The following is a 24,860-nucleotide window of genomic DNA, read 5'->3' as shown; positions in this document are numbered from 1 at the left end:
TCAGGCGTGTGGCCTCGGATCGCCGTCGTGTGTCGCGTGGTGGTGGTGGATCGGCCCCTCCGTCGCCGCGAGCCGCTCGCCGGCTCCGCCCCACCGAAGCGCGATGATCTCGGCGGCGATCGACACGGCCGTCTCCTCCGGCGTGCGCGCACCGAGGTCGAGCCCGATCGGTGAGCTCATCCGAGCCAGCTCGTCCTCGGTCAGGCCGGCCTCGCGGAGCCGCTCGAGCCGGTCCTCGTGCGTGCGCCGCGAGCCCATGGCACCGATGTAGGCGACCTCCGGCAGCCGCAGCGCGACCTCGAGCAGCGGCACGTCGAACTTCGGGTCGTGGGTCAGCACGGCGATGACGGTGCGGGAGTCGATGCGTCCCTCGTCGACCTCGTTCTGGAGGTAGTCGTGCGGCCACCTGACGACGACCTCGTCGGCTCCGGGGAACCGCGTCTTCGTCGCGAACACCGGGCGGGCGTCGCACACGGTCACGGAGTAGCCGAGGAACCCGCCGACGCGGGCGACGGCAGCGGCGAAGTCGATCGCGCCGAAGACGAGCATGCGCGGCTTGGGGGCGTGGGAGGCCACGAAGACGCGCATCCCCTCGCCGCGCCGCTCGCCGTCGGGCCCGTACGTGAGTATCGCCGACCGCCCTTGCGCGAGAAGGCCTCTCGCGTCGTCGCGGACAGCGTCGTCGGCGCGGCCGCTGCCGAGCGACCCGAGGAAGGATGCCGTGTCGTCGGCGTCGCCGTCGCTCTCCGGGTGCACGACGACGCGCCGGCCCACCCAGGCCGGGTCGGGGTGCTCGATGACGGTGACGACCGCGACCGGCCGCCCGGACGCGATGTCGTCGGCGACCTCTCCGAGCTCCGGGAAGGTCTCGCGGTTCACCTTCTCGACGAACACGTCGAGGATGCCCCCGCAGGTCAGCCCCACGGCATACGCGTCGTCGTCGCTCACGCCGTAGCGCTGGAGCACGGGCCGGCCCGTCTCGACGACCTCCTGGCTGAGCTCGTAGACCGCGCCCTCGACGCAGCCGCCCGACACCGAGCCGACGGCTTCGCCGCCGGGGCCGACGAGCATCGACGCGCCGGGCTGGCGCGGCGCCGAGCGCCACGTGCCGACGACGGTACCGACGCCGACCGTCTCGCCGGCTGACCACCAACGCATCATCTCGTCCAGGACCTCACGCACGGGAGACCACCTCGATCAGCTCCTCGAACGCCGCGAGCGAGTGGCCCGCGACGAAGTCGTCGATGTGCGGCAGGGCCGCGACGATGCCCTGCTGCACCGGTTCGTAGCCGACCTTCCCGCGGTGCGGGTTGGCCCACACGACCCGGTGCGAGAGGGCGGCGAGCCGGCGCATCTGCTCGCCGAGCACCTCCGGGCCCTCGCGTTCCCAACCGTCGGAGAAGACAACGACGACGGCGCCCCGGGCCATACCCCGTCGGCCCCAGCGGTCGAGGAACGCACCGATCGCCTCACCGAGCCGGGTGCCGCCGGACCAGTCGGGCACGACGCGTCCGGCGGCGGCGAGCGCCCGGTCGGGGTCGCGCTCGCTGAGGGCTCGCGTGACATGGGTCAGGCGCGTGCCCATGGTGAAGACCTCCACGTGGGGCACCGAGCGCACGAAGACGTGGGCGAGGCGAAGGAGGCTGTCGGCGTAGGGGCTCATCGACCCGGACACGTCGACGAGCAGCACGATGCGGCGCGGGCGCACGCCGCGGCGTCGGTGGTGGATGCGGCCCGGCTCGCCCATGCGGCGCAGCTGCTCGCGAAGAGTCGCCGGGCCGTCGACCGACCCGTTCGTGGAGCGCACGTGGCGACGGGCGCGACGCAGCGGACTCCGTGGAGCGAGGCTCGCGAAGAGCCGTGCGGCGGCGACGCGGTCCGCCGCGCTCAGCGTGGCGACGTCGCGGTGGCGCAGCACCTCCTGGGCGCTCGCGCGCGCCTCCAGCGTGTCGGCGTCGGCCTCTCCTCCGTGACCGTCGCCGCCGTCGAGGGGCGCCTGGCGTACGGGAGGCCGCAGGACCTCGACCCGGCGGCCACGCGGGATCGCCTCGCCGCCGAACCAGCGCTCGAAGACCTCGTCGTAGACGGGGAAGTCGGCCGGCACCGACGTCATCGTCGCGCGGCCGGCCCAGTACACGTGGGCCCGCTCGCCGAGGCCGACGGTCGCTGCGGCGACGAGGAAGGTGCGTTCGCGGTCGGCAGTGACCCCGAGCCCGGCCGCACGCAGGGCGCGGGCGAAGCCGAGGAGCAGCTCGTCGGGCTCGGGTTCGGCCTGTTGCTCGGGTGCTGCGGTCATGCGGTGAGAAGCTTGTCGAGCGAGGCGCGGATGCGCTCGGAGTCCTCGCGGTACTTCAGGGCCGCACCGAGCGTGGCGGCGGCGACCTCGGCGTCGAGGCGGGTGGCCCCGACGGTCTCGAGGGCGCGCGCCCAGTCGAGGGTCTCGGCGACGCCGGGGGGCTTGATGAGCTCACCCGAGGCGCGGAGGCGCTGGACGAGGGTGACGACCTGCTCGGCGAGCGCGGCCGAGACCTCGGGCAGGCGGGTGCGCACGATCTCGAGCTCGCGCGCGAGCCCGGGATGGTCGATCCAGTGGTAGAGGCAGCGCCGCTTCAGCGCGTCGTGGAGCTCACGCGTGCGGTTCGAGGTGAGGACGACGATCGGCGGGGTGGAGGCGCTCACCGTGCCGAGCTCGGGGATCGTGACCTGCCACGTCGAGAGGACCTCGAGCAGGAACGCCTCGAACTCGTCGTCGGCGCGGTCGATCTCGTCGATGAGCAGCACGCACGGGGCCGCGCGCAGAGCCTCGAGGACCGGTCTGGCGAGCAGGAACCGCTCGTCGAAGAGCTCGGACTCGAGGGCCTGGGTGTCACGGGGGGTGTCACGGGCGAGGTCACCGTCGCGGGTCAGCGCCTCGACGGTGCGCAGGTGCAGGATCTGGCGTGGGAAGTCCCAGTCGTAGAGGGCCTGCGTCGCGTCGATGCCCTCGTAGCACTGGAGCCGGATGAGGCGCAGGTCGAGCGCCTGGGCGAGGGCCTCGGCGAGCGCGGTCTTGCCGGTGCCGGGCTCGCCCTCGAGCAGGATGGGGCGGTTCAGGCGGGTCGCGAGGAAGGTCACGGTCGCGAGCGCGTCGTCGGCGAGGTAGCCCGTGCCGCCGAGGGCGGTCGTGACGGCGTCGGCGCTGTTGAAGACGTGATCCATTCCCTGAGCATCGCCGAGAATCGCGCGGGACGGAAGCGCTGCCGTCGGTGCGGGTCAGCGGGACGCGTCCAGCTCCGCCCTGGTGTCGGTGTCGCGCCCCGTGGCGAGGTCGCCGCACTCGACGAGCTCGTGCGGCGTCGCCCGGAAGTACTCGCGCGCACCGTGATCTCCGACTGCGCTCGCCACGACCCGTTCCCAGTGGTCGCGCCCGATGAGCGCGGGGTGACCGGGGACGTGGGCGTATGCCGCCCGCCGGAGCACCGTGCGGAGGGCGCCCTCGGTGTCTCGGCCGGGGACGTCGAGCACGCGTCCGACGACCTCGGGCGTCAGATCGGGCAGGTCGACGAGAGTCACGAGCGCGGCGTCGACGGGGGCCTCGCCCTCGTGGGCCGCGCGCGCCAGGCCGGTCAGGCCGGCGCGCACCGAGGCGCCCATGCCCTCGTGCCAGTCGGGGCAGGGCACGACGTCGACGTCACGACCGAGGCTGCCGACGATGCGCGAGACCTCGTCACCGGCGGCTCCGACGACGACGGTGACGCCCGTACAGCCACCCTCGTGGAGCAGCGTCACGGCCTGCTCGACGAGGGTCGGGTCGTCGGGGTGACGGCGCAGCAGGGCCTTCGGGCCACCCATGCGGCGGCCTTCCCCGGCTGCGAGGACGAGGCCCCGGACGTGGGCCGCGCGTCCGCGCGCGGCCGCCGGCGGTGGTCCCGGAGGACCGTGGTCGTCGCTGTCGCTCACGTCTCGGAACCTACCCGGCGCAGGGGGCTTCGGACGTCCTGCGCGCTCCCGGACGCGGATCGTCCGGGAGCGCCTCTACGGTTGCCGCCATGGCCATCGCTAGCTACCCCAGCTTCGTCATCGACTGTCCGGATGCCGCCGCCCTCGCGACGTTCTACGGCTCGCTCCTCGACTGGACGGTCAAGACGTCCGACGGCTGGGGCGAGATCCGGGCCGACAACGGCAGCTGCATCTGCTTCCAGCAGGTCGAGAGCTACACCGCGCCCGAGTGGCCGGGACAGGACGTGCCGCAGCAGATGCACGTCGACGTCATGGTCGAGGACCTCGACGCGGCCGAGGAGGCCGTCGTCGCCCTCGGCGCGACGAAGCACGAGCACCAGCCGGGCACGTCGTTCCGGGTCTTCCTCGACCCCGCCGGCCACCCGTTCTGCCTCTGCGTCGACTGACGACCCGTCCAGCCACCCCCGACCGCGTCAGCTGATGAGGTGCTCGAGGGCGAGCTGGTTGAGGCGGACGAAGCCGTAGTCGCGCTCCGCCGCCTTCTCGGGGTCGAAGCCGTCGTCGGTGGCGAGGAAGTCCTCCAGCGACTCCCCGGCATCCAGGGTGGGCTCTGCGAGGTCGAGCACACCGGCGTACGCCCAGGCCTCTGCCGTGCGAGGGTCGGCACGGAAGGCTGCGGCCTTGTCGGCGAGCATGAGGTAGGTCGCCATGCAGGCACTGGCCGACTCCCAGACACCGTCCAGGTGCTCGGTGCGGGACGGCTTGTAGTCGAAGTGCTTCGGGCCGGTGTAGCGCGGGCCGTCGGGCGTGCCGGGGAAGCCGTTCTCGAGCAGGTCGACGGTGAAGAACGCGGACACGAGGTCACCGTGGCCGAAGACGAGGTCCTGGTCGTACTTGATGCCGCGCTGGCCGTTGAGGTCGATGTGGAAGAGCTTGTCGCTCCACAGCGCCTGGGCGAGCGCGTGCGTGTAGTTGAGCCCGGCCATCTGCTCGTGACCGGTCTCGGGGTTGAGACCGACGATGTCACCGTGGTCAAGCTCGGCGATGAGCGCCAGCGCATGGCCGACCGTCGGCAGGAAGATGTCGCCTCGAGGCTCGTTCGGCTTGGGCTCCAAGCCGATTCGCAGGTCGTAGCCCTGGGACTTGATGTAGCCCGCGACGGTGTCGAGGCCCTCCTTGTAGCGGTCGAACGCGGCGTGCACGTCTTTCGACCCGTCGTACTCGCTGCCCTCGCGCCCGCCCCACATGACGAAGGTGCTGGCGCCCATCTCGGCCGCGAGGTCGACCGCGCTCAGGACCTTGCGCAGGCCGAACCGGCGCACGCCGCGGTCGTTCGCGGTGAGACCGCCGTCCTTGAAGACCGGGTGGCTGAAGGTGTTCGTCGTGACCATCTCGATCGTGAGACCGGCCCGGTCGGTGGCCTCCTTGAGACGGCCGCAGAGCTTCGCCTTCGTCGCGTCGTCGGCGTCGAAGGGGAAGACGTCGTTGTCGTGGAACGAGATGCCCCACGCGCCGAGCTCGGCGAGCTTGTCGGAGTACTCCCAGGGGTTCAGGGCGGGGCGGCTGGGGCCGCCGAAGGGGTCGGTGCCGGTCCAGCCGACGGTCCAGAGGCCGAAGGAGAAACGGTCGTCGGGGGTGGGCTGGCGCGTCATCGCGACTCCTCGTCGAATGGTTTGTTTTGCAGTGCAACTTATAGCCGTGACCGGCTAGGGTCAAGGCATGGCCAACCTGCGGCAGGCGAGTCTGCGCCATGCCAACCTCGCCCTCGTCGCGCGCACGGTGCTCGGGGCCGATGTGCCCCCGTCTCGGGCGGACGTGGCCGCGGTGACGTCACTGACCCGCTCGACGGTGTCGCGACTCGTCGACGACCTCGTCGCCGGCGGCGTGCTCGAGGAGGTTGCCTCGGTCGTCGGCGGCCCGGGACGTCCGGGTCGGCCGGGCACGCCGCTGCGCGCGTCGACCGGCCGCTTCGCCGCGCTCGGACTGCAGATCGGTGTGGGCCACCTGGCCGCACGACTCGTCGACCTGTCGGGAGCGGTGCTCGCAGAGCGCCTCGTGACCACCGACCTCGCGGGTTCCCGACCCGCCCCGACCTTGCGGCGCCTGCGCAGCCACGCGGCCCGGGTGCTCGCCGCAGCCCCTGACGGCTGCCGCGTCATCGGCGCGGGCCTCGCACTCCCGGGCATCGTCGACGCCACGTCAGGCCGCCTGCTCAGCGCGCCGAACCTCGGATGGGAGGACGTCGATCCCGGACCGGCGCTCGCCGAGCCGCTCGGCGACCTGCCGCTCCAGGTCGGCAACGAGGCAGACCTCGCGGCCCATGCCTTCGCGTCACCCGCCCCCGGGCGACACCGCGAGCCGTCCGACTTCGTGTACCTGAGCGGTGAGGTCGGCATCGGCGGCGCGGTCGTCGTCGGCGGCGCGGTCATGACCGGTCGCCACGGCTGGGCCGGCGAGATCGGCCACGTCTGCGTCGACCCCGACGGCCCGGCGTGCCGGTGCGGGTCCACCGGATGCCTCGAGCAGTACGCCGGCCGGCTCGCCATGCTCTCGGCCGCCGGGCTCGACGCCGCCACGCCTTCCGCGGAGCTCGCCCGCCGAGCGCACGAGGGCGACGAGCAGGCATGCGCTGCAGTGCGATCCGCGGCACGCGCCCTCGGCATCGCCCTCTCCGGGGTGGTGAACGTGCTCGACATCCCGACCGTCGTCCTCGGTGGTCACCTGGCCCAGGTCGGCGACCTGCTCGCCCCGGAGGTCGACGTGCTGCTCGGCCGCCGCGTGCTGTCGGCGCACTGGGTGAGCCCCACGGTGGTCGTCGCGTCCGACGACCCGGCCCCCGGCGCGACCGGCGCCGCCCTGCTCGCACTGCAGAAGGTCGTCACCGAACCCGTGCGCCTCACCGACGCGTGACCGTCACGGGCCTGCCGTGAGCCGGCCGCGCATCTGGGCCTCGGGCAGGGGTTCACCCGCCGTCCAGCCGAACCGCCAGGGGTGGACCGCCTCGACCCACCACGTCGCACCCGCCTCCGCGTGGGGTCAGCCGATGCCGGCGAGGTCGAGCGTCCAGACGGGGTTGCCCGGCAGGGTCTTCACGCGCTCGCCGTTCGCGAATCGGGTGGCCGGCTGGATGAGGGGGACGAAGGGGCCGCGCAGGTTCATCGCGAGCTGCCAGGCGGCATACGCCGCCGCGCGGTTGTCACCGACGGAGGCGCGCGCGGTCTCGGTGAGGTCGTCCATGAACGTGTCGTTGGCTCGCGACCAACCGACGCGCGAGCCGAGGAGCTCGCTCGGAGCGAACGCCAGGTAGTTCTCGGGGTCGGGGTAGTCGGGGTTCCAGCTCCACAGGCTGAAGGCGCTGTGGCCGCTCTGGTACGCGGCGAGCGCCTGGCGCGCGGGCGCCGGGTTGAGCTTCACCTTGATGCCGACCTCGCCCAGCTGCCTGCTGACGACCCCGGCCAGCACGCTCGGCGGGATGCCCTGGATCGGCAGGTCGACGGCATACGTCAGGGGAATCGGCTGGCCCTTGTAGCCCGATCGGCGCAATGCCGCCTTGGCGGCGGCGAGGTCACGCTCGGGCACGACGGGGTGAGTCACGATCGGCGTGGGTATGCCGTCCGGCCCGGTCGTGAGGACGGCGTCCGGGAGCGCCGTGGAACCGGTGGGTGCGGGGGTCGGGCCGGTGCCCGACGGGACCGGCGTGCCCGTCGGGGTCGGGGCCGTGCCGGTGGGCCCGGGAACCGGCGCGGCGGTCGCCGAGGTCGGTGGAGTCAGGTCGTCGAGGGCGCCGACGATGCCCGCGGGGATCAGCCCGGCAGCCGGCATGGCACCGGGCACGGCAGCGCCGACCGCCGTCCGGTCGATCCCACGGCGGACGGCCTCGGCGAAGTCGGGATCGGCCGTCCAGGCGTTGACGGCCGGAGTGCGGTTGAGGGCCAGGTAGACGAGCGTGCTCGAGCGCATCGTCGTCACGGTGACGGGCGAGGTCTGCGGGCGGGCCGCGGCCTCGTCGGCCAGCGACGGCGACAGGTCGAGCGCGACGTCAACGGCACCCGACCCGATGGCGTCGAGTTGCTGGCGCGGCGTGAGGTTGCGGACGACCACCTCGGGGAAGGCCGGAGCGGGGCCGCTCCAGCTGGGGTTGGCCGCGAGGCGGATCTCGGACGTGCCGCGCACGCTCTCGATGACGTACGGTCCCGAGCCGGCGGAGTGCGCCGAGAGGTAGGGGCCCGCGCTGTCGCCGGGGCCGATCGTGCCGCCGTGCGCCTTGACCGCGGCGGCGTTGAGGATGCCGAACGCCGGGTTGGCGAGGATGGCGGGGAGGGCGAAGTTCGAGCCGGGTGAGCTGAGCGTGAACGTGCGGTCGTCGATCTTCACGGCCGACACGGTGCCCAGGATGCTCTGCGCCGGACCGGGGAGGCCCTTCGCGCGCGCGAGCGTGAAGAGCACGTCGTCGGTCGTGACCGGGGTGCCGTCGGAGAAGACGAGGTCCTTGCGCAGCCGGAGGGTCAGCCACCGACCCTCGGGCGACAAGGTGTACTCGGCCATGCCGGGCACGACCTTCGTCGGGTCGCCCGGGTCGAGGGTGGTCAGTGTCTGGTAGAGCGCGTGCGTGAGCATGGCTCCGCTGCGGTCGAACTGCCGGGTCGGGTCGAGAGTCGAGTGGTCGAACACGGTGCCCACGACGAGCGGGCGCGGCTCGGCGGTCGGCGCCGCGGTGCCCGGCGCCCCCGTGGCGTCCGGCGTCGTGCCGGGGGTCGCGCCCGGGTCGGCGGTGACAGCCGTGCACGCCCCTGCGGAGGCCAGCGCGAGCACGACGAGCACCGCTACCGCGGCGGGGCGGGCGACACGTCGAGGCATGGACTTCCTTCGGGCGCGCCCGAGAGGGCGCGGGGCGGGGGCAGCGGCACTACAGCACGACGACAGATGGCACCGACGACAACCCCGGAGCACCCCTGTCCGTGGTCCGAAGTCTAGCCGCCGCCGCCCGCCGCCACGCTCGCCTCCGGATCGTCAGGGGCGAGCACCACCTGCTCGACCGGCCCGGGCTCCTCGGCCGCCTGGCCGCCCTCGAACCACGCGACGAGCACGGGATCGAGCGCCGGGACGTCGACGGCACCACCACCGGTGCGCAGGGAGGAGGTGGCGCATGAGGCTGCCGCCACGGCCTCGCGCGCCGCGACGGGCGAGGTCGTCGTCGGGCCACCCTCGCGCGCGAAGCGGACGAACTCGGCCACGAGCAGCGGGTCGGCACCGCCGTGCCCGGTCGTGTCGGCGTCCGGGATCTCGATGACCTCGTCGGCGTCCTCTCGGTAGGCGTCGGTGCGGCGGGTCCACACCTTGACGACGGCACCCGGACCGTCGCCGAAGTTCTCGAGCCGGCCCTTCGTGCCGATGACGGTGTAGTTGCGCCAGTAGTCGGGCGTGAAGTGACACTGCTGGTAGCTGGCGAGCACGCCTCCCTCGAGGACGAGGTGCGCCATCGAGATGTCCTCGACGTCGACGACGGGATGCAGCTCGCGCTGTTCGGTGGGCGGCCAGCTGTCGAGTGAGTACCAGTCGGCCATCCGCCGGTCGGAGTTGTCGCGGTGGTCGCTGATCGCGCCGTATACCGCCAGGTCGCCGACCGCGCTGACGCGCCGCGTGTAGGCGCCGGCGAGCCAGTGGACGACGTCGATGTCGTGGGCGCCCTTCTGCAGCAGCAGGCCCATCGTGTTGCGGCGGTCGGCGTGCCAGTCCTTGAAGTAGTAGTCGCCTCCGGCGGACACGAAGTGGCGGCACCACACCGCCTTGACCTCGCCGATCGTCCCGGCCTCGATGACCGCACGCATCGCCGTGACGACGGGCAGGTGGCGCATGTTGTGGCCGACGTAGAGGCGTGTCCCGGTGCGGTGCGCCGCCTCGAGGATGCGGTCGGCGTCGGCGACGCTCGTCGCGAGCGGCTTCTCGACGAACGTCGGTATGCCGGCCTCCAGGGTCCGCACGGCGTGCTCCGCGTGCACGTGGTCGGGGGTGAGCACGAGCACGGCGTCGACCTCGGAGCGGACGTCGGGCGAGAGAAGCCGGTCGAGGGTCTCGACGAGCCGGACACCCTCGATGCGCTCGGCGGCGTCGCGTCGGCCGCGCTCGGCGGAGTCGCAGACGACGCTGACGCGGCTGCCCTGCCCGGGACGGTGGGCATACCTCGTGAGGCTCGCGCGCAGGCCGAAGCCGATGAGCCCGATGCGCAGGTCGGGCCGGCCGAGCTGGTCGTGCTGGTCCATGGGAGGCGCTAGGGCAGCAGGTCGTCGAGGTAGGTCGGGAGCATGTCCCACCACGTCGGCCAGTCGTGCTTGTAGCCGGGACCCCAGTCATCGACGCGGTTGGGGATCCCCTTGGCGCCCAACAGGTTCGCGACGGCCCACGACTCGCCGACGTCCTCCCACTGGCCGCTGCCCGAGGCGAGGACGATCATCCGCCGCCTGAGCAGGTCGAGGTCGGGCCCCTGGAGGTCAGGCAGGAAGTGCAGCGGCGAGCTGAAGTACATGTCGTCGGTGAAGCGGCCGCCGATGAACTTCTCGACGGCATACGTGCCGCTCATGCAGACGGCCGAGTCGACGAGGTGCGGGTAGCGACAGGTGATCGCCAGCGCGTTGAAGGCGCCGATCGACGCGCCGGCCACGACGACGGGAAGGTGACCGCCGACGTCCGAGTGGATCGCCGGGATGACCTCCTCGGCGACGGCCTCGTGGAAGGCGTTGAAGAGCGCCATCCGGTAGTCGGTCGACCCGACGCGCTCGGCCATGGCCTTGCCGGCGACGCTGTCGCACGAGTAGACCTTCGCGCGACCGGCGTCGATGAGCGGCCCGAGGTGGGCGACCATCTTGTGGCGCTCGACCTCCTCCGCGTCACCTCCTGCGGTGGGGAAGAGCAGCACCGGCACCCCGTAGGTGCCCCATCTCGCGACGGTGATGTCCTGACCCAGACGGTCGGAGTACCACCGGTCGGTCACCTTCATGGGCTACCTGCCTTCACACTCGCGCTCGTCACTCGTAGACGAACTTCTGGGGTCCGGGGAAGAGCCAGGAGAGGCCGTCGCCGAGGCGGTCCCGCCAGTTCTCCCAGTTGTGGCCGTCGCGCGACTCCGTGTAGCGCACCTTCATGCCGGTGTGCCGGAAGACGGGCACCATCGAACGGTTCGGGGTGATGAGGGGCTCGTAGACACCGCACGTCATGTAGATGCGGTCGACGACGGCGCGGGGCTTCTCGCGGAAGCGGTTGACGAACTTCACGACCGGGTCGAACGCCGGCCCGCCGCCGTGGTCGAAGCCGATGTCGGTGAAGACGAGCGAGGCCGACTGCAGCATGAGCGAGCCGAAGAGCCCGGGGTAGCGCACCGCGGTCGACAGCGACGCGACGCCGCCGAAGGAGCTGCCCATGAGACAACGGGCCTCCGGGGTGTCGGCGAGAGGCAGCCGCTCGGTGAGCAGCGGCACGAGCTCGCGCGCGACGAACCTGGCGTGCGGCGCATGGTTGGGGTACTCCTTGAGCCGGTCGCGCGGCGGCACGAAGACCGCGACGAGCGGATCGACGTCGAGCCGGTGGATGAGGTTGTCGAGCACGGTCTTCATCGCCGCGAACTCGAGGTAGTCGGTGCCGTCGTGGACGACGAGGAGCGGGTAGCGCTGGGCCCCGTTGAAGCGTGCCGGCAGGTAGATCTGCACAGGCTGGTCGCGGCGCAGCGCCCTGCTCCGGACGTGCTCCTCGACGAGAGTGCCCTCGCGGGCCTCGGGGTCGAACGCCACCCAGTCCGGCGCGCGGTAGCCGATGGCCGCACACACCGACGACGAGCCCAACGGGCTGTGCGCGAGCCGCGGGTTGAGCGGGTCGTTGAACCGCTCGTAGTGCTCGCCCTTGCGGATCTCGACCTGGTACTCGACCCGCGACCCCTCGGGGAGGACCGTCGTGACCGACCAGAGGTCGGAGTCACCGATCCGCTTGAGCGGCAACGGATCGGGCAACCCGACGACACGGTGACGCACCCACACCTCGTCGACGTCTCCACGGTAGAGGAACGTCGCCCGCTCGCCCTCGATGACGGGCGAGCCGTAGCGCGTGACGAACCGGTCGATCGTCGGGCCGTCGAGCGGCAGCCGCTCGCGGAGGCGGTTGATCGCCAGGCGGGAGACAGGCGTGGTCGTCATGACGCCCCCACCGCGACGAGCGTGCCCTCGGTGGACAGCACACGGGCACCGGCGGGGACGACGGCCCGGCCGTCGGACGTCGTGCTGTCCGGGCCGAAGCGCACGACCGTCCCGGCGTCGAGGGGCACCAGCCGGTGCGCCGGGAACCGCGACGCGAAGACGGCCATCCGCTCCCGGTCGTCGAGGGCGAGACGCCGGCGGGCATGCGGCAGCGGCACGACGCCGCGCAGGCGGCCCAGCCCGCGGTCGTGGACCTCGGGCGCCGTGACGCCCTGCGGGGCGAAGTCGTGGAAGAGGACGACGGGGTCGCACACCGCCATCGCGCCGGCGGACCACGCGATGACCGGCAGCTCCGGCGGCATCGACACGGCGAGCAGGCGCAACGTCTCCATGAGGATGCCGACGTGGCCGCCGGCGACGACGAGCGCAGCCGACTCGGCGAGTGTCTGCGCGACCTCGGCGCGGTGCTCGGCGAGCGCGTCGCTGCCGCGGACCGCCTCGGTCGCGGCCGTGCGCTCGACGAGGCGGGCCACCTCCCACGCGTACCAGTCGTCGACGTCGCGCAACGCCTGCACGGCCGACCGTTCAGCGCCCTCGCCGATGCCGTGTCGCGACGTGCGGCGCCGCACGGCGAAGACGGTGTCCCACGCTGACTGCAGCCGGATGCCGTAGAAGGCGCGCAGCTCGTCGTGGCGCGAGCGGTGGTCGAGGACGGCCGCGCGCAGGTCCTCGTCCCGCGAGAGCAGCTCGACGGCACGCGCGTAGAGGCGCAGGTTCACGCCACGGCCGTCGACCGCGGCGACGAGCTCTGCGTCGTCCGCCTCGCGCTCCTCCCACCCGGCGTTGATGATGGCGACGGGGCCCTCGGTTCCGAGGGACCGCAGCGTGGGGGCGACGGTCGTGGTGAACCTCTGCGGACCGAGAAGGATCGTCGTCATCTGGTCAGCCGGCGTGCACGTGGACGGTGCGACCGACGTCGTCGAGCATGGCGCGCGCGGTGTCGTAGTCGGGGTGACGCAGGCGGAGGTACGCGTTGGCCATGTAGCCGGCCTCGACGGCCTGCGTGCCGTGCCCCTCAGGCGGGAAGTGGCCGTCGATGATCCACTCGCCGTAGCGCGACTGGATCTCGTCGATGCCGGAGTACCCCCGGATCACCCCGTCCCGGTCGGGGCGCAGCGCGACGATCCCGGCGGCATACTCGCGGCTCATCTGCTGCTCGGGCTTTCGGTGGGTGATGACGTGCGCCCACTCGCGGTAGACGTCGACCTCGTTGGCCGCGGAGTAGAGGTCCCACGCACCGACGCCCGGTGGGCGGCAGCCGATCTCGCTGAACTTCAGACCCTTCGGGCCGTAGAACCACTCCATGTGGGTTGCGGACGTCTCGATGCCGAGGGCCTGGATGACGCGCGCGCCGAGTCGGCGGACCTCGGCGTAGAACGGGTTGCCGTCGAGGCGGTTGGTCGTGATGAACTGCGGCGAGATCCAGCGGTGGCGCATCGCCTCGAGGACGTTGGGGTAGTAGTGCGTCGCCCAGTCGTGCACGACCTCACCGTCGAGCGTGATGGTGTCGTAGAACCCCTCGTGGCCCTCGACGAACTCCTCGACCGCGATCGAGCTCGCGCCCTCCCGGCCGTAGCCCGCGAGGGCCTGCTCGAGCTCGTGGGCGTCGTCGACCCGGACGGTGCCCTGCGCCCCGGCCCCCGCACGTGGCTTGAGGATGAGCGGGTAGCCGACCCGGGCGGCGAAGTCGCGCGCCTCGGCGGCCGAGTCGACGGCCGCGCTCGCAGCGGTCGGGACACCCGCCTGGCGCAGCGCCTCCTTCATCGACGGCTTGTCGCGGCACAGCCACGTCGTGCGCACGCTCGTGCCCGGGATGCCGCACGCCTCACGGACGTGGGCCGCCGGCATCGTGTGCGCCTCGACCGTCGCCTCGAGCGCGTCGATCCAGACCTTGTCCTGGAAGTAGCGGACCGCCTCGACCATCTGGCCCACGTCGGTCACGGACCCGACGCGGTAGTAGCCGCGGAGCGCTCCGAGCACGTCCTCGCCGAGGTGGCCCTCCTCCGACTCGCCGATGCCGTAGACGTTCGCGCCGACCGATGCGAGGGCGTGCACGAACCGGCGCTGGTTCGCCGGGAACGACGGCTCCACGAAGATGATGTTCACCCCACCGACCCTAGGGGGCGACGGGGTGAACGTCACGAGACGGCCCCGGTGGCGTCAGCTCTCCGGCTGGCCCGGCAGGTCGGCGAAGTCCTCCTCCTCGAAGACGCGCCGCACCTCGACGGAGACCTCCGGGAAGAGGTCCGCGAAGCGCTTGGCGAGCTCGACCGCCTCCTGCTTGTCGGCGACCTTGACGAGCGCGAAGCCCCCGATGACCTCGCGAGCCTCGGAGAAGGGGCCGTCGGTGACGTTGAGCCCGCTCGAGTCCTTGCGGACGATGGCGCCCTGGTCGCTCTTGTGGACGCCTTCCGCGGCGAGCAGCACGCCCGACGTGGCGTACTCCTCCATGAACGTGCCCATCTGCTCGATGAACTCGGGGCTCGGGTTCCACGCCTCCGGGAGGGACTCGTCGAGCTTGTGGATCATGAGGTAACGCATGGTGGTCTCCTTCGTCGGTGGTCGGGCCGGTCCGGGTCGGAACCAGCCTTCACGCCCACGTCGAACGACGCATCCTCGTTTCGACGTTTCGAGGATCAAACCATCCCCCGCGTGCTACCGGCGTGGCCCTGCGCCCTGCGGGTCAGAGCCAGCCGCGTTCGCGTGCGACGCGGGCGGCCTCGGCCCGGGTGGACGTGCTCGTCTTGCCGATGGCCGAGCTGAGGTGGTTGCGCACCGTGCCCGGTGACAGGTGCACCTGTGCGGCGATGGCTGCGACGGTGCCGCCGTCGAGGGCGACGCGCAACACCTCGCGCTCGCGCTCGGTGAGTGGGTTGGCACCGTCGACGAGCGACTCCGTGGCGAGCGACGGGTCGACGACGCGCAGCCCGGCGTGGACGCGGCGTACGGCCTCGGCGAGCTGGCGGGCGGGCGTGTCCTTGACGACGAAGCCCGACGCACCGGCTTCGAGGGCGCGCCGCAGGTAGCCCGGTCGCCCGAAGGTCGTGACGATCAGCGTGCGGACCCTGGGCAGGGCGTCCCGGACCGCGGCTGCGGCCGCGATGCCGTCGAGCCCGGGCATCTCGATGTCGAGGAGGCAGACGTTGGCGCCCGACTCCCGCGCGCGGTCGACGACCTCGTCACCGCGGCCGACCTCGGCCACCACGACGAGGTCCGACTCGAGCGCGAGCAGGGCGGCCAGCGCCCCACGCACGAGGGCCTGGTCGTCGGCGAGCAGCACCTTGATCGGATCGGTCACAGCGTCACCTCCAGCACGGTTCCGTGGCCCTCGGGGCCTGGTGTCAGCGAGAGCGTCCCGCCGGCCGCCCCGACCCTCTCACGCAGTCCCCGTATGCCGTTGCCCTCGGGTCTGCCCTCGAGCCCGCGCCCGTCGTCGCGCACGACGAGCCGGTTCGAGCCGAGCTCGACCCAGCACGTGTCGGCGTCGCTGTGGCGCACGACGTTCGTCGTGGCCTCGCGCAGCACCCAGGCGAGCACCGTGCGGTGTCGCGGGTCCACCGAGGCCGGGTCGTCGGGAACGTGCGCCTCGATGCCTGCGCCTTCGAGCGCCCTTCTCGCAGAAGCGAGCTCGTCACCCAGACGTGCAACGCGCAGCCCGCCGACCGTGGCCCGGATCTCGGCCAGGGCCTGACGGCTCAGGGTCTGGATCTCGGCGAGCTCGACCCGCGCCCGTGCGGGGTCGATGTCCACGAGCCGCTCGGCGAGCTCGGCCTTGACGGTGACGACGGTCAACGAGTGGCCGAGCACGTCGTGCACGTCGCGGGCCACCCGCTCACGCTCCGCGACGAGGGCGAGCTCGCGCGACATCGACTCGTACTGACGGCCCCGGTCGGACATGAGCCGGATGCCCGCGGTCATCGAGCCGACGGCGAAGACGATGATGGCGACGACCCACGTGCCCTCGTCGGGGGTGACGAAGATCGCGCAGAAGACGGCGAGCGCCACCGAGACGACACCGACGGCGAGCGACCACAGGACGGGCAGCGCGAACATCGCGAAGGACACGACGAACGGCAGGAAGCTCAGGGCCCCCACGTCGATGAACGGCACGGTTCCGCCCGCGCACACGACGAGCACCACGAGGTAGGCCGTGCCCCAGCGGTACCTCGAGGCGCAGCGCTTCTCGAGACGGTCGAGGTGCTGGGCCGCGAGGGCGTACACGAGCCCGAAGCCGGCGACGAGCACGAGGCCCAGGCCCCGCAGCCACCACGTGCCGGCATGTGCCCAGATCGCGAGCACCGGGAAGACGAGGAAGACGAGCCACACGGACCGGATGAGCCAGCCGTAGCGCTCCCACGGGTTGTGGCCCGGTACCCCCTCGGGCAGGGCGGCCGAGGGGGTGTGGCCCGCGGTCGTCGCCCGCCGGCGAGGGTTCACTGGCGCTCCCGCCCACGCCTCACGAGCACCGTCGCGAGCACCCCGAAGACGAGCGCCCACGCGACGACGTTGGCCACGGGCAGCCAGAGGGGGTCCTGCGACCCGTCGGGCAGGTAGCCCTCGGTGAGCGGGTAACGGGCGAGGGCGGCATACCCGTAGAGAGGCGTCAGCTTGGCGAAGGAGAGCAGGGCGCCCGACAGCGGGATGAACAGGTTGCCGAGGAACGCGAAGATGACGAGCGTGCCGGCCGCCGCGCCCACCGCCGCCTCCGAGCGGAATGCGGTGCCGATGAGCAGGCCGTAGAGGGCGAAGACCGCAGACCCGCCGAGGACGAGCAGGGCGCTGAGTCCCCACGCGGCGGCCGACCCCGTCGCGCCGGTGAGGGCGCCGAGCAGGTAGGTCAGCAGGATCGGCACTGCGGCGACAGTCATGGCGATGAGGGCCTTCATGGCGATGTAGGACGAGTCGGCGAGCGGCGTGAGCCCGAGCTGGCGGCCCCAGCCCTGGACCCGCTCGACCGCGGCGTTGCCGCCGATGCTCGTCGTGGCCGTGACCGCGCCGTAGGCCGCCATGCTGATCATGACGTACATGGCGACGTTGCCGTTGCCGATCGTCTCGCCCTTCGCGTCGACGGTCGATCCGAAGATGAGGTAGAAGAACGCCGGCAGGACGGCCGTGAAGAACATGCCCGCCCAGTCGCGGGTGATCCGGCGCATCTCGAGCAGGGTGAAGGTGGCGTTCATCGCACGAGCTCCTCGTCTTGGGTTATGGCCGAGCGGCCGGGGATGACGGCCGAGCGGCCGTGGTCGCCGTTGCGAGGGTCGGCGGTCAGGGCCATGAAGGCCTGCTCGAGGCCGGCGGTGACGATCTCGAGGTCGGTGCCGCCGAGATCGAGCAGGAGCAGCCGGGCCACCGCGTCCGAGTCGGTGGCGGTGACGACGACGCGGGCGCCACGCTCCTCCACCGATCGCACGCCGTCGGTGTCACGCAGCCGCGCGACCGCGTCGGCGACCACGGCGGCGGGCAGGGTGGCGGACACGGTGCGACCACTCGCCCGCGCGCGGATCTCGGCCGTCGTGCCGTCGGCGACGATGCGACCTCCTGCGACGAGGACGATCCGGTCGGCGAACGCGTCGGCCTCCTCGAGGTAGTGGGTCGCGAAGACGACCGTGCGCCCGGCGCTCGCGTCGGCGTGCATCGTGTCCCAGAAGTCGCGGCGGGCGGTGACGTCCATGCCGGCCGTCGGCTCGTCGAGGACGAGCAGCCGCGGGTCGGGCAGCAGCGCCAGGGCGAAGCGCAGCCGCTGCTGCTCGCCGCCCGAGCACTTCGAGACGCGGCGGTCGGCGAGCGGGGCCAGCCCGGCGCGCTCGACCACCTCGTCGACGGGGGTGTGGACGGCATACGTCGACGCGATCATCCGGACCGTCTCCCGCACCGTGAGGTCGCGGAGCAGGCCGCCGGTCTGCAGGACCGCGGAGACCTGGCCGGCGACGACGGCCGCGCGGGCGTTGCCGCCGAACACCTCCACCGTGCCACTCGTCGGCTGGGTGAGCCCGAGCACCATGTCGAGCGTCGTCGTCTTGCCCGCGCCGTTGGGACCGAGGAAGGCGACGACCTCCCCGGGACGGACCCTCAGGTCGATGCCGTCGACGGCCCGCACCTCGCGGTCGTGGGAGCCCCGGCTCGGGGCGAAGCTCTTGACGAGCCCGCGCAGCTCGATCGCGGGCACGCCCGCCGCCTCTGCGGCGGAATGGGTTGCACTGGTCATGGGCACACTCTGCCTGCGGCGTGGCGCCGTCCACAGCGGCAGTCGTCACGTCGTGACCGTGACAGGTGTCATCTCCCGGGTGCGGCGCCGCCCGGACGGCCACACTGGGCCCATGGCCACCTTCCAGGTCCTCATCGACTCCGAGCTGACGGCGCCCGAGGCGTGGCGTCGGCTGCTCGACCTGCAGGCGCACAGCGCGGTGATCCCGCTGACGACCGTCACCGGTGACGTGCTCGAGGCGGACCGTCTCATCGACGGCTCACGGTTCGTGGCCCGGACCGGCGTGGGACCGCTCGCGGTCGATGACGCCATGGTCGTCGAGTCGATCGTGCCGCCGACCGTGCACGCCGCCGGCAGCGTGCGAATCCGCAAGCGCGGCAATGTCGTTCGTGGCCGTATCGAGCTACGCATCGCGCCGGCGACGACCGGCTGCACCGTTGCCTGGTGGCAGCGCATCGGGGTCCGGGGCGTGCCCGGTGTGCTCGACCCCCTCGTGTCACGCGTCGCGCGGGCCGCGTACGGGAGGGCGCTGCGCCGGCTGCTGGCGGGCGCCTGACCGGAGCGGCGTCATGCCGCCCCCGTCATCCATGGCTAGCCTGTCGGTGTGCCAGTCGGTGAGGAGTCGCCCGCCGCGCGAAGTCAGGGAGCGGCACGCCAGGGCGCGGCGCTGTTCGCCCTCGCTGGGGCCCTCGGCGTGCTCGGCCTCGGCACCCAACCCGACCGCGCCGGCGTGCTCCTGTCCATCGCGGCCGCCGACTTCGCCGTCGCCGCCGCCTGCCTGCTGCTGCCGTGGCGACGCTGGCCCGTCAGCCGCGTCGCGTGGGTGTCGCTGGCCGCCTTCGCGATCATGGGCGTGTCGACGTGGGCGTTCGGTGGCTACACCGGTGGGACCATCCCCTTCTACGTGCTGACGTTCACATGGCTCGGCCTGCACCAGAGCACGCGCGTCATCTGGTGGACCGCCGTGCCCGCCACGCTGTCCTACGCGCTCGGCCTGGTGGCGGCCGGGGCACCACCGGAGCAGGTCGGCGCGACCGCGATCCTCATGCCGGTCGTCGTCGCGGTCGGGCTGGTCATCTCTCGCAGGGTGGAGGCGCTGCGTGAGAGCCAGCGCGAGCTGAGGGAGCAGGAGCAGTGGCGAGCCGCGATGGTCGCGACCCTCGCCCACGACATCCGCTCGCCCCTGTCGTCCATCACCGGCGCCCTCGAGATCGCGGCCGACGACCCGGCCACGTCGCCCGTGACCCGTCGGTTCATCGACGCTGCCGCGCGCCAGGCCGACCGCATCACGCGGCTCGCGGCAGGTCTGCTCGACCTCGAGCGAGTCGACCAGGGCAAGCTCCGGCTCAACCCCACGGAGTGGGAGGTGCGCGACCTCGCCGACCGCGTCGCACGCCTCACCGACCCCGGCGTCGTGAAGGTGGAGGTGCCCGAAGGGCTCACGGTCGTGGCCGACCGCGAACGCATGGAGCAGGTCCTCGTCAACCTGACGAACAACGCCCGTCGGCACGGCGGCGGGCCCGTCGTCGTCGACGCCCGGCGTGAAGGCACCGATGTCCTCGTCACGGTGCGCGACCATGGGCCCGGTGTGCGCCCCGAGGATCTCCCGCGGCTCTTCACGCGTCTCGCTCGAGGGCGGGCCGGCACGGACTCCGTCGGTCTCGGTCTCTGGATCGTGCGCACCCTGACCGAGGCCCACGGGGGCAGCGTGAGCCACGAGCCGGCCGAGCCGGGAGCGCGGTTCGTCGTCCGGCTGCCCCAGGGCTCCTAGGGTGGCACCGTGCGCGTGGACGACGTGGTGCGGATCGGTCTCGGCGGCTTCGTGCGCCCGGCGGAGGAGACCGGCACGGGAAGTCCCCGCGTCGAGCCGGTCTTCGGCTACCTCGCCCGCACGCCGGCCGGCCTGCTGCTGCTCGACACCGGCCTCGGCGAGGCCGACGAGGAGACCGACGCGTGGTACCGACCCCGCCGGGTCCGGATCGCCGACGCCCTGAGCTCGGTCGGTGTCGCGCTCGACGACGTCGCACTCGTCGTCAACTGCCACCTGCACTTCGACCACATCGGCGGCAACCCGGCCTTCGCCGGCCGCCCGATCCACTGCCAGCGCCGCGAGCTCGACACCGCGAGGGCGGGCGACTACACGGTGCCCGAGCTGGTCGACTTCGACGGGGCCCGGTACGAGCTGCTCGACGGTGAGGCCGAGATCGCCCCCGGCGTCCACGTGATCCCGACGCCCGGGCACGTCCACGGCCACCAGTCGGTCGTCGTCGAGTGCGAGGACGGGTCGCTCGTCCTCGCCGGCCAGGCCCACGACACGGCATCCGGCTGGTCCGCCGACGCGCTGGCGGCGCGGGCGCCCGAGCTGGGTCACCAGCCTCCCCTGCCGACCCCGAGTCCGTGGATGGCCCGGATCCTCGAGTTCGACCCGCGCCGGGTCGTCTTCGCCCACGACTCCGCCGTCTGGGTGCCGTGAACACGGGCGAGGGCCGACCGTCGTACGTCGTGACGGGCGGCGCGCAGGGCGTCGGGCGCGCGATCGTCGAGCGGCTCGCCCGGGACGGCCACGTGGTCGTGCTCGACGTGGCCACTGCGCTCGACGGCGGGTCGTCAACGTGTCGTCGCACCAAGGCCAGCGTCCGGTGCGCGGCGCGCTGCCGTACGCCACGGCCAAGGCCGCCGTCGAGGGGCTGACGAGGGCGGTTGCCGTCGACCACGGGCCGGACGGCATACGCACGAATGCCGTGGCCCTGGGCTCCATCGCGACCGCTCGCTACGAGGCGCACCTCCGCGAGCACCCGGATGCCGGGGCGCAGATGGCGCGGCTGCACCCGCTCGGCCGGGTCGGCACGCGGGAGGAGGTCGCCGAGGTCGTGGCGTTCCTGCTGTCACGGGCTTCCGGGTTCGTCAACGGGGCAGTGCTGCCCGTCGACGGTGGGCGTGCCGTCAACGGGCCCGACCCCGAGGCCGTCTAGCGGCGGAATGCCGTCAGCGCCAGCCGAGCCCGGGGGCCACGTGCGTCAGCACGCTCTCGATGACGTGGGCGTTGTAGTCGACGCCGAGCTGGTTCGGCACGGTGAGCAGGAGCGTGTCGGCGGCCGCGATCGCCTCGTCCTCGGCGAGGTCACGGACGAGCTGGTCGGGCTCACCGGCATACGTCTTGCCGAAGCGCGCCGTGCCACCGTCGATGATCCCGACCTGGTCCTGGCTGGCGGCCTCGCGACCGAAGTACGCGCGGTCGACGTCCGTGACGATGGGGAAGACGCTGCGGCTCACGGAGACCCGCGCTTCGCGCTCGTGGCCGGCCTCGCGCCACGCGTCGCGGAAGCGCTGGATCTGCTCGGCCTGCAGCTGGTGGAAGGGCACACCCGTGTCCTCGGTCAGCAGCGTCGAGCTCATGAGGTTCATCCCCTGCGCCGCCGTCCACTCGGCCGTCGCCCGGCTTCCGGCGCCCCACCAGATGCGCTCGTGCAGGCCGGGCGAGTGCGGCTCGACGCGGAGCAGGCCCGGCGGGTTGGGGAACATCGGGCGCGGGTTCGGCTCGGCGAAACCCTTGCCGGAGAGCACGTCGAGGAAGACCTGCGCGTGCTCGCGGGCCAGCGTGGCGTGGTCGCCGTCGGCGGGCTCGTAGCCGAAGTACCGGAAGCCGTCGACGACCTGCTCGGGTGACCCCCGGCTGATGCCGAGCTGGAGCCGTCCGCCGGAGATGAGGTCGGCGGCGCCGGCGTCCTCCGCCATGTAGAGCGGGTTCTCGTAGCGCATGTCGATGACACCCGTGCCGATCTCGATCCGGCTCGTGCGCGCCCCGACCGCGGCCAGCAGTGGGAACGGCGACGCGAGCTGCCTAGCGAAGTGGTGCACGCGGAAGTAGGCACCGTCCGCGCCGAGCTCCTCGGCCGCGACCGCAAGGTCGATCGACTGCAGCAGCGCGTCGGACGCCGACCGCGTCTGCGAGTGCGGCGAGGGGTTCCAGTGCCCGAACGAGAGGAAGCCGATGTTCTTCACGTGGCGTGCAACAACGCGGGCGTGCGCACCCTTCCCGCGGCCGGCGCGGGGCTCCGGACAATCCGCGCGGGCCGTCGGCTGCGAACGACGGACATGACGCGCTCACGAGCTGCCCTCAGCGGGATCCTCGCCGCGGCCGCCGGCATCGCCGCCGGTCACCTCGTCGCGGCGTTCGTCGCCCCGGCCTCGTCGCCGGTGCTCGCGATCGGCTCGACGGTGATCGACCTGACGCCGACGCCGGTGAAGGAGTGGGCGATCGCGACCTTCGGGACCGCCGACAAGACGATCCTCCAGGGGTCGGTGGTCCTCGTCACCCTGGCCCTCGCGGCCGTGGCGGGCCTGCTCGCTCGTCGCCGGCTCGCGCTCGCGATCGGCTTCATCGTCCTGCTCACCGCGCTGGCCGGGGCCGCGGCGCTGCTGCGGCCCGCGGCGCGACCGCTCGACGCGCTGCCCGCCGCGGTCGGCATGGCCGCCGGTGTCGCGACGCTCGTCTGGCTCGCCCGCTCCGCGCGCGTCGCCTCGGGCGAAGGTCCCACGAAGAACGCCGGGAAGGACGACGTGACCGCCGGTCCGCGCGGCTCCTTCATGACGAACCCCACCGACCGCGGCGCCCTGGCCGGCACCGGCCGGCGCCACTTCCTCGGTGGCGCACTCGGCGTCAGCCTGCTGTCGGTGCTCGCCGCCGCCGGCGGCCAGCTGCGCAGCGGCGCCCAGGCCGTGAAGAAGGTCGTGCTCCCGCAGGCCGCCGAGCCCGCGAAGGCCCTGCCCAGGGGGCTCGAGGCCACCGTCTCCGGCATCTCGCCCCTGCGCACGCCGACCGAGACCTTCTACCGCGTCGACACCAACCTGGTCGTGCCCACGGTCGACGTCGAGGCCTGGACGCTCGAGGTCGACGGCATGGTCGAGAGGCCCTTCACCCTGACCTTCGCCGAGCTCGCCGCCATGCCGCTCATCGAGCGCGACATCACGATGACGTGTGTCTCCAACGAGGTCGGCGGCGGCTACATCGGCGCCGCCCGCTGGCTCGGTGTCCGCCTCACCGACGTCCTCGACCGCGCCGGCACGACGGGCACACCCGACCAGCTGCTCAGCACCGCCGTCGACGGCTTCACCATCAGCACGCCGCTCGACGTGGTCCGCGACGGCCGGGACGCGATGATCGCCATCGGCATGAACGGCGCCCAGCTCTCGGACGTCCATGGCTTCCCGGCCCGCCTCGTCACGCCTGGCCTCTACGGCTTCGTCGGCGCGACGAAGTGGCTGACCAAGCTGACCCTGACGACGTATGCCGCCGAGCAGGCGTACTGGACGAAGCGCCAGTGGGCGACGGACGCGCCCATCAAGACGAGCGCGCGCATCGACACACCCGCGCCCCTCTCGACCGTCAGGGCGGGCACGGTCGCCGTCGGCGGCGTGGCCTGGGCGCAGCACCGCGGTGTCGGCACGGTCGAGGTTCGGGTAGACGACGGCCCGTGGCAGCAGACGACGCTCGGGCCCGACGTCGGCATCGACTACTGGCGCCAGTGGTACCTCGCGTGGGACGTCAGGCCCGGGCTTCACCGACTCGCCGTCCGGGCCACGGACCTGCAGGGGCGGCAGCAGGTCGCCGAACGAGCCACTCCCTTCCCGGACGGGTCGAGCGGGATCCAGGAGGTCGTGGTGACCGTCGCGTGACAGCGCCTCGACGAGTGTCACGAAAATACTTGTGCGCCAAACCAATCCGAGACCGACGTGGCGCCGAACCCCAGCAGACCTCGCACCACCGCGCCACAAGGAGTGACTGACATGAAGACCACGAAGACCCTGAAGACCCGCACCGGCCTCGTCGCCCTCGCGATCATCCTGCCCCTCAGCCTCGCCGCCTGCGGCAGCTCGTCCGACACCCCGGCGGCTGCCGGCAGCACGCCGTCCGCCTCCGGCTCGGACGCCATGGCCCCGACGCCCTCCGAGACGATGACGCCCTCCGACGACGGCATGGCGGACCCGGCCGCGCAGGTCTTCGGCGAGGCCTGCTCGGCCGTGCCGAAGGACGGCAAGGGCTCCTTCACCGGAATGGCGACCGACCCCGTCGCGACCGCCGCGAGCAACAACCCGCTGCTCTCGACCCTGGTCACCGCCGTCAAGGCCGCCGGCCTCGTCGACACCCTCAACTCGGCACCCGACATCACCGTCTTCGCGCCGACCAACGACGCATTCGCCAAGATCCCGGCCGACACCCTGAAGAAGGTCCTGGCGGACAAGCCGACCCTGACCAAGATCCTCACGAACCATGTCGTCGCGGGCACGCTGGCCCCCGGCCAGCTCACGGGCACGCACAAGACGCTCGCGGGCACCGAGCTGACGGTCGCCGGCTCGGGCGAGTCGTTCACCGTCGGCAAGGAGAAGGCCGCCGTCCTCTGCGGCAACGTGCCGACCGCCAACGCGACGGTCTACATCGTCGACTCCGTCCTGATGCCCTGACCAACACCCTGACC

General features: G+C 72.5%; 25 protein-coding genes. 8 read left to right on the top strand and 17 right to left on the bottom strand.

What is annotated here, in order from left to right; all coding sequences use genetic code 11:
- Genes ACFQU3_RS13200 through ACFQU3_RS13185 form a run of 4 tightly spaced genes read right to left on the bottom strand, consistent with a single transcriptional unit; the run spans window position 1 to window position 3,939 of the window.
- Window positions 1-1,182, bottom strand: coding sequence for an XdhC family protein (locus tag ACFQU3_RS13200; protein WP_385910453.1), 1,182 nt, complete (start codon window positions 1,180-1,182; stop codon window positions 1-3).
- A complete protein-coding gene (locus ACFQU3_RS13195; RefSeq protein ID WP_385910451.1) occupies window positions 1,175-2,296 on the bottom strand; it encodes a VWA domain-containing protein in 1,122 nt (373 codons plus the stop codon). The genes ACFQU3_RS13200 and ACFQU3_RS13195 overlap by 8 nt, the downstream gene beginning before the upstream one ends.
- Window positions 2,293-3,198 carry an AAA family ATPase gene (locus ACFQU3_RS13190; protein WP_385910449.1) on the bottom strand — a complete coding sequence of 302 codons (906 nt, stop codon included), beginning with the start codon at window positions 3,196-3,198 and terminating at the stop codon, window positions 2,293-2,295. Before ACFQU3_RS13190 ends, ACFQU3_RS13195 begins: the two co-directional genes overlap by 4 nt.
- 54 nt (window positions 3,199-3,252) lie before the next feature.
- On the bottom strand, window positions 3,253-3,939 hold the full coding sequence (locus tag ACFQU3_RS13185) for an NTP transferase domain-containing protein (protein WP_385910447.1): 687 nt from the start codon (window positions 3,937-3,939) through the stop codon (window positions 3,253-3,255).
- 89 nt (window positions 3,940-4,028) lie between these two features.
- Here ACFQU3_RS13185 and ACFQU3_RS13180 point away from each other — a divergent pair, with 89 nt between their 5' ends.
- Window positions 4,029-4,385, top strand: a complete 357-nt coding sequence (locus tag ACFQU3_RS13180; protein ID WP_385910445.1) for a VOC family protein — start codon at window positions 4,029-4,031, stop codon at window positions 4,383-4,385.
- A gap of 27 nt (window positions 4,386-4,412) precedes the next feature.
- Here the strand turns inward: ACFQU3_RS13180 and xylA are convergent, their stop codons facing one another.
- Complete coding sequence (gene xylA, locus ACFQU3_RS13175; RefSeq protein ID WP_385910443.1) at window positions 4,413-5,591, bottom strand: xylose isomerase; 1,179 nt, start codon at window positions 5,589-5,591, stop codon at window positions 4,413-4,415.
- A 67-nt stretch (window positions 5,592-5,658) separates the two neighbouring features.
- On the opposite strand from xylA, the gene ACFQU3_RS13170 reads away from it, so the two are divergent.
- On the top strand, window positions 5,659-6,849 hold the full coding sequence (locus ACFQU3_RS13170; RefSeq protein ID WP_385910441.1) for an ROK family protein: 1,191 nt from the start codon (window positions 5,659-5,661) through the stop codon (window positions 6,847-6,849).
- Between the two features lie 126 nt (window positions 6,850-6,975).
- On the opposite strand, the gene ACFQU3_RS13165 is transcribed toward ACFQU3_RS13170, so the two are convergent.
- From ACFQU3_RS13165 to ACFQU3_RS13115, 11 genes are all read right to left on the bottom strand, one after another.
- Complete coding sequence (locus ACFQU3_RS13165; RefSeq protein WP_385910439.1) at window positions 6,976-8,796, bottom strand: ABC transporter substrate-binding protein; 1,821 nt, start codon at window positions 8,794-8,796, stop codon at window positions 6,976-6,978.
- A gap of 113 nt (window positions 8,797-8,909) precedes the next feature.
- Window positions 8,910-10,199 carry a Gfo/Idh/MocA family protein gene (locus ACFQU3_RS13160; protein ID WP_385910437.1) on the bottom strand — a complete coding sequence of 430 codons (1,290 nt, stop codon included), beginning with the start codon at window positions 10,197-10,199 and terminating at the stop codon, window positions 8,910-8,912.
- A gap of 8 nt (window positions 10,200-10,207) precedes the next feature.
- On the bottom strand, window positions 10,208-10,933 hold the full coding sequence (locus ACFQU3_RS13155) for an esterase family protein (protein WP_385910435.1): 726 nt from the start codon (window positions 10,931-10,933) through the stop codon (window positions 10,208-10,210).
- A gap of 28 nt (window positions 10,934-10,961) precedes the next feature.
- Entirely contained in the window at window positions 10,962-12,119 is a 1,158-nt protein-coding gene (locus ACFQU3_RS13150) for an alpha/beta hydrolase-fold protein (RefSeq protein ID WP_385910433.1), read from the bottom strand.
- On the bottom strand, window positions 12,116-13,057 hold the full coding sequence (locus ACFQU3_RS13145; protein WP_385910432.1) for a hypothetical protein: 942 nt from the start codon (window positions 13,055-13,057) through the stop codon (window positions 12,116-12,118). The genes ACFQU3_RS13150 and ACFQU3_RS13145 overlap by 4 nt, the downstream gene beginning before the upstream one ends.
- Window positions 13,058-13,061: 4 nt before the next feature.
- On the bottom strand, window positions 13,062-14,285 hold the full coding sequence (locus tag ACFQU3_RS13140; protein WP_385910430.1) for an acetyl-CoA carboxylase biotin carboxylase subunit family protein: 1,224 nt from the start codon (window positions 14,283-14,285) through the stop codon (window positions 13,062-13,064).
- A 54-nt stretch (window positions 14,286-14,339) separates the two neighbouring features.
- A complete protein-coding gene (locus ACFQU3_RS13135) occupies window positions 14,340-14,720 on the bottom strand; it encodes a YciI family protein (protein ID WP_385910428.1) in 381 nt (126 codons plus the stop codon).
- Window positions 14,721-14,862: 142 nt separating this feature from the next.
- Window positions 14,863-15,477: a response regulator gene (locus ACFQU3_RS13130; protein WP_385910426.1), complete on the bottom strand. Its 615-nt coding sequence runs from the start codon at window positions 15,475-15,477 to the stop codon at window positions 14,863-14,865.
- On the bottom strand, window positions 15,474-16,616 hold the full coding sequence (locus tag ACFQU3_RS13125) for a sensor histidine kinase (RefSeq protein ID WP_385910424.1): 1,143 nt from the start codon (window positions 16,614-16,616) through the stop codon (window positions 15,474-15,476). The genes ACFQU3_RS13130 and ACFQU3_RS13125 overlap by 4 nt, the downstream gene beginning before the upstream one ends.
- Entirely contained in the window at window positions 16,613-17,359 is a 747-nt protein-coding gene (locus tag ACFQU3_RS13120) for an ABC transporter permease (protein WP_385910422.1), read from the bottom strand. The genes ACFQU3_RS13125 and ACFQU3_RS13120 overlap by 4 nt, the downstream gene beginning before the upstream one ends.
- Window positions 17,356-18,384 carry an ABC transporter ATP-binding protein gene (locus tag ACFQU3_RS13115; RefSeq protein ID WP_385910420.1) on the bottom strand — a complete coding sequence of 343 codons (1,029 nt, stop codon included), beginning with the start codon at window positions 18,382-18,384 and terminating at the stop codon, window positions 17,356-17,358. The genes ACFQU3_RS13120 and ACFQU3_RS13115 overlap by 4 nt, the downstream gene beginning before the upstream one ends.
- Window positions 18,385-18,496: 112 nt before the next feature.
- Between ACFQU3_RS13115 and ACFQU3_RS13110 the strand changes: the two genes are divergently transcribed.
- The 4 genes from ACFQU3_RS13110 (at window position 18,497) to ACFQU3_RS13095 (ending at window position 21,356) form a co-directional block, all read left to right on the top strand.
- Window positions 18,497-18,940 (top strand): SRPBCC family protein, encoded by a 444-nt coding sequence (locus ACFQU3_RS13110; RefSeq protein WP_385910419.1) that lies wholly within the window; start codon window positions 18,497-18,499, stop codon window positions 18,938-18,940.
- A 48-nt stretch (window positions 18,941-18,988) separates the two neighbouring features.
- Window positions 18,989-20,155, top strand: coding sequence for a sensor histidine kinase (locus tag ACFQU3_RS13105; protein ID WP_385910417.1), 1,167 nt, complete (start codon window positions 18,989-18,991; stop codon window positions 20,153-20,155).
- 9 nt (window positions 20,156-20,164) lie between these two features.
- Entirely contained in the window at window positions 20,165-20,857 is a 693-nt protein-coding gene (locus ACFQU3_RS13100; protein ID WP_385910415.1) for an MBL fold metallo-hydrolase, read from the top strand.
- A gap of 139 nt (window positions 20,858-20,996) precedes the next feature.
- Entirely contained in the window at window positions 20,997-21,356 is a 360-nt protein-coding gene (locus ACFQU3_RS13095) for an SDR family NAD(P)-dependent oxidoreductase (RefSeq protein ID WP_385910413.1), read from the top strand.
- Window positions 21,357-21,369: 13 nt separating this feature from the next.
- On the opposite strand, the gene ACFQU3_RS13090 is transcribed toward ACFQU3_RS13095, so the two are convergent.
- On the bottom strand, window positions 21,370-22,386 hold the full coding sequence (locus ACFQU3_RS13090) for an LLM class flavin-dependent oxidoreductase (RefSeq protein ID WP_385910411.1): 1,017 nt from the start codon (window positions 22,384-22,386) through the stop codon (window positions 21,370-21,372).
- A 93-nt stretch (window positions 22,387-22,479) separates the two neighbouring features.
- Between ACFQU3_RS13090 and ACFQU3_RS13085 the strand changes: the two genes are divergently transcribed.
- Window positions 22,480-24,060 carry a molybdopterin-dependent oxidoreductase gene (locus ACFQU3_RS13085; protein ID WP_385910409.1) on the top strand — a complete coding sequence of 527 codons (1,581 nt, stop codon included), beginning with the start codon at window positions 22,480-22,482 and terminating at the stop codon, window positions 24,058-24,060.
- Between the two features lie 111 nt (window positions 24,061-24,171).
- Window positions 24,172-24,846 carry a fasciclin domain-containing protein gene (locus ACFQU3_RS13080; protein WP_385910407.1) on the top strand — a complete coding sequence of 225 codons (675 nt, stop codon included), beginning with the start codon at window positions 24,172-24,174 and terminating at the stop codon, window positions 24,844-24,846.
- Window positions 24,847-24,860 lie beyond the last annotated feature (14 nt).

Origin of the sequence: Terrabacter sp. GCM10028922 (genome assembly GCF_042666095.1) — a bacterium.
GTDB lineage: Bacteria > Actinomycetota > Actinomycetes > Actinomycetales > Dermatophilaceae > Terrabacter.
The sequence above is the reverse complement of the archived record's forward strand: the minus strand, read 5'-3'. Positions and strand labels throughout refer to the sequence as shown.